The sequence below is a fragment of the Beijerinckia sp. L45 genome (genome assembly GCF_009765775.1).
Lineage (GTDB): Bacteria > Pseudomonadota > Alphaproteobacteria > Rhizobiales > Beijerinckiaceae > RH-AL1.
Genome location: NZ_LMUU01000062.1, coordinates 1 through 4374, shown reverse-complemented (window position 1 = coordinate 4374; position 4374 = coordinate 1). Strand labels below are relative to the sequence as shown.

At 61.8% G+C, this 4374-nt stretch carries 3 protein-coding genes and 1 pseudogene; 3 read left to right on the top strand and 1 reads right to left on the bottom strand.

The features are described from left to right. The 3 genes from GSQ79_RS06495 to GSQ79_RS06485 all read left to right on the top strand — a co-directional run. Positions 1 to 346, top strand: a 346-nt coding sequence (locus GSQ79_RS06495) for an amidase family protein (RefSeq protein ID WP_246725136.1), incomplete at its 5' end; no start/stop codon positions are given. A gap of 53 nt (positions 347 to 399) precedes the next feature. Beyond that, the gene (locus tag GSQ79_RS06490) at positions 400 to 1281 is read left to right on the top strand and encodes an SDR family NAD(P)-dependent oxidoreductase (RefSeq protein WP_158807916.1); all 882 of its coding nucleotides are present in this window, start codon (positions 400 to 402) and stop codon (positions 1279 to 1281) included. 739 nt (positions 1282 to 2020) lie between these two features. After that, the gene (locus GSQ79_RS06485) at positions 2021 to 3514 is read left to right on the top strand and encodes a hypothetical protein (protein WP_158807915.1); all 1494 of its coding nucleotides are present in this window, start codon (positions 2021 to 2023) and stop codon (positions 3512 to 3514) included. A gap of 101 nt (positions 3515 to 3615) precedes the next feature. Here the strand turns inward: GSQ79_RS06485 and GSQ79_RS29335 are convergent. Further along, a pseudogene (locus tag GSQ79_RS29335) lies at positions 3616 to 3964 on the bottom strand (transposase); the annotation flags it as partial. Positions 3965 to 4374 lie beyond the last annotated feature (410 nt).

Sequence of the window (4374 nt, the reverse complement as noted above, 5' to 3'; positions counted from 1 at the left end):
CAGCGCGGAAGATCTGTTGCAGGCACAACGGCGGCGGCGACAGCTGATTGCAGCGGTTGAGGCGGCCCTGCAGGATATCGACGTGCTACTCACCGCAAGTTCGATGGAGGCGCCGTGCCGCATCGACGATACAGCCGAGATCGCCCGCACCTATGGACGGCAGGCGCGCACGCCCTTCAACGTCACCGGCCATCCGGCGATCGCGTTGCGCAGCGGCCTATCGGCCGGTGGCCTGCCCTTGGCGCTGCAGATCGCCGGCCGCTTTCACGACGAGGCCACGATCTGCCGCGTCGCCGCCGCGATCGAGCTGACGCTTCTGTTTCCCGGGATAGATGAGGACCGCTAAGCATATAAACAGAATGTCAGACAATCTTTTCTGTCGAGGTCCGAGGTTTCACTATGACGGTATATTCGTCCCTTAAAGACCGGGTGGTGATCGTCACCGGCGGTGCACGCGGCTTCGGCCGCATCATGGCAATGGCCCTGCTGGAGCAAGGTGTTCGGCTGATGCTGACAGGGGCTCGCTCGCAGGAAAACCTCGACGAAACCGTTGCCAGCGCCGATGCGCTCTATCCCGGCCGATGCCTCGGCATGCTGGCCGATGTCAGCGATTTTGCGGCCTGCAAGGCTGTCGCGGAGGCTGTCGAAGGCAAGTTCGGACGGATCGACGTGCTCATCAACAATGCCGGACGCCCCTCCTCCGAAGCCGCACCGGTGCCGGGCGAGCGCTACGCCTTCTGGAATGCCGATGTCGACGGCTATCGCCGGATCGTCGACACCAATTTCGTCGGCCCGTTCCTGATGGCCAAGGCGGTCGCGCCAGGCATGGTGGCGCGCGGTTTCGGCAAGATCATCAACATTTCGACCTCGCGCCCGACGATGATCGGGAAGGGAGCCAACCCTTACGGAGCCTGCAAGGCCGGACTCGAGGCGTCCAGCGTCGTCTGGGCCAAGGATCTCGACGGCACCGGCGTCACCGTCAACGTGCTTCTGCCCGGCGGCCCCTCCGATACCGGGCTGATATGGGGCAGCAGCATCGGCACGCGCGCGACCCCAAATTTCAAGGCCGGCAAGGGCGCGCTCGGCCAAGAAGGCCTGGTCGAAGGCGGCCTTTTGCCGCCGGAGATCATGGCTGCGCCCGCCCTCTGGCTCTGCGCCGACGACTCCAACGCCATCAATGGGCGCCGGATAGCCGCCCGCGATTGGGACAGCGATCTGCCGCCGGCCCAGGCTGCGGAACGGGCTCTCCAGGCGCCGCATAGCCCCCCGTCGGTCATGTGAAACCGGCGGCGCTCGGCCGACGCAAAGCGCAACTGCACGACGTAAGATCAGCGGGTGGTAAGGGGGGGACGCTTCGCACCGCTCTACCCGGCCCTTGACGCGATCTTCATCAGCCATCGATGAAGCCCGCGCGTCGCGCCTTCGGCAAGGCGCGCCATACCGGGTTTTTAGTGGCGATTATCGGAGCATCGCAGATGGTGATCGGCTCAGTTGCGTCTCGGCGAACGTCCGACCTGGCAGATCAGATAGCCTCCCCTAACCATACTCTCTAATCGAAGCGAGCAGGGAAGCCGCAACCCGTAGAAACCGTTGGCGCGCCACTCGGAACAAAACTGCGAACACCTATACCATTGAAATTGCTATATAGTTTCGAGCCTTGAAGGCAGCGAGGAACGAACATGATGTCTGCTGTGCGCCGAAGTCGGTCGTTCAGCAACGCTGAGCCCGGCTCGAAAGCAGACGCCGACTGAAGCATGCCATTCAGGCCGCACATGGTGGTTTTCTGCCCGTCAGCTTCCGGCCGGGGGATGCATTGAGGCGGACATAGCCGCGGGGCCCGCTCACAACCCAATGCTGACCTAGAGGCTGTTGTGGACCTGTCGGTGTGGTGACTCGGATGGTCAGGTATGAGCCTGATCCGGAAAGCGTATCCCTTCGACGTCTCCGATGACGAGTGGGCGCTGTTCGTGCAGAACTGAGCGCCCGAACGATGACGCGGATCTGGAAGGGTGCTGCCCGAATGACGCTGACGATTAGAGACGCCGAAGGCATCCTACGGTCCCGACTTGGCGAACCGGTCAAGACCTCGACTAATTATGTGACCGGCTTCGCGACCAGAACCGGTCGGGTTCTCGCGATCGATCGCGTGGCGAGCGAAACGCGCATCTGGTTTCAGCCGCCCGCGCCCCCAAGCCTCGGCGGGGTGCGCCTGCTGGAGAAAGTCTCAAACGCGAACTCGAACATCAACGGGCCGCTCCAGCCGCTTCGCGACCCAACAACGCTTCGGGTCGAAGTCGACAGTGGCGGCGCGCTGAACAGATTTCTGGACTGGTATGCAGGCGCGGAAAGCGCGCCGAAGGCCGTGACCTCCGGCGCACGCATCGATCCAAGCGCCTTCCGCGCGGGCTTCGCCCGTTTTCAGGAGTTGATCATAGCGAATTCCGGACGGCCGTTCTCGAGTTTCAGCGACGGACTGATCCACGACTGGGAAAGCTACAAGCCGCGCCTGCGTGACCACGCACTCGTCCTGCTTAGGGCCGGCGACTGGTCGGAAGCCGGCATCGGTTCGGGCGCGATCCTCAACTGTGTAGTCGAGGCGATCGAGATCCAGGACAGCCGGACGAACCTCACCAACAACCTTGTCTTCTGGCAGAACCGTTTCGGCCATGCGAACCGCGATCATCGCGCTCTCCTGGAGGCGACATCCAACCCGAAGCTGCGCCGCGAGTTCGAGGCGCTACTGTTCAGCCTCTTCCGCGGCGACGCCGATGAAGGCGGCACGTTCGACCGGTTGAGCGAGCTATCGGACGGCAAATATCCGCTCCTCGCCTACCTCTATTTTCTGAAGGACATGGACCGGTTTATGCCGATCCAGCCGACCGGCTTCGACCGCGGTTTCCGGGCGCTCGGGAGCGACTTCTCGACTCTGCGCCGGTGCAGTTGGGATAATTACGCCTCCTACAATGAGACGCTTGACGCACTTCGCCTGCTGATAGAGGCGGCTGCCGGCCTCAAGAATGTCCGCCTAGTCGATGCGCATTCATTCTGCTGGCTCTTTTCGACGCTTCTGAAACTGGAGGCGGAGGGCGCCCTCGCGCATGCGGAAGGACAGCGCGACCACGTCCGTTACCTTGGCGGACGCGAGAAATCGATCATCGCGATGCGCCTCGCAGTTGAGAACGCCGTCAAAAACGCGAACGGCCAGATCGTTGAACGCGTCCTGAAGAACAAGGAATTGCGGATGACCTCGGCGGAGTTGGAGAAGCTGATCGCTTCCCTGCTCGATCTCCAGGACAATCGCTGCGCACTAACCGGCATCGCGTTTCAGTTCCACGGGCCCGCCGCCGACAAGAACCTCTTGCCCTCGCTCGACCGGATCGACAGCGCAGGACACTATGAGGTGGGAAATCTACAGATCGTCTGCCAGTTCATCAACTTCTGGAAGAGCGACAGAGACAACGCCGAGTTCCAGCGGCTCCTGATGCTCGTCCGTGGCCTCGACGCCGGATTGTGATGTCCTGGAACAATGGTCAAGGCGGCCCCATCTGGGCCTATGCAGATTCGAGGGGCTGGGTCACGCCCGCCCCCCTGTTCGCTAACACCAACCTGCGCTGATCAGCATTTGTGAGCCCATTCTCGCATTCCGATGGTCATGATTGTCCATGGCTGGGCGGTGAGCTTGTTCCAGGCGTCGCAGCAGTGGCCGACAATATCGTCTACGTCGTGAAGAGCGGTTCGACAGCCAGTGCCGCGCATGTATTGCCAGACGTTCTCGACAGGGTGAGTTCGGGGCTGCGCGGCGGCAGAGGCAGCAGCGTGATGTTGTCGGCACATCGAGCTTGGCGGACGTGTGCCAGCCGGCCTGGTCGAGCATCAGGACGGCATGGGCGCCCGGATCGACCGCCAGACTGATTTCCTTGAGATGCTCGGCCATGGCTTGTGTGGTGCACCAGGGCAGAACGAGAAATATCGAGATCTTGGTCGAGTGTGCTCACGCGGGCGTAACCGATACGGGCCATATGTCACCTCAAGGTTTAGGCCCAAGGCTACCCTGTCACAAATAGTCGGCGTCAACCCAGATGTTACGACTCGAGGGGGACGCTTGTTACGTCACGCGAGGGTATACCCTAAGGTGCCATGCAAATATTGGCGGCTCTGCCCAGTTGGGGCGGATCGACGCCGATCCCAAAACCTGCCGATCGTCCATCTGAGCTGCGACGCTCGCTCAAAGTTCGCGGTAAGGGATACTGCACGATAGACGGACGACCCTCCGGCCATTAGACATCGATAATACTATTGTTATTGAACGAGTCGCTTGGCCGGTCCCCACTGAGTGGTCCGGGGTTTATGTTAGTTCATGGTCGGCCTGAGCGC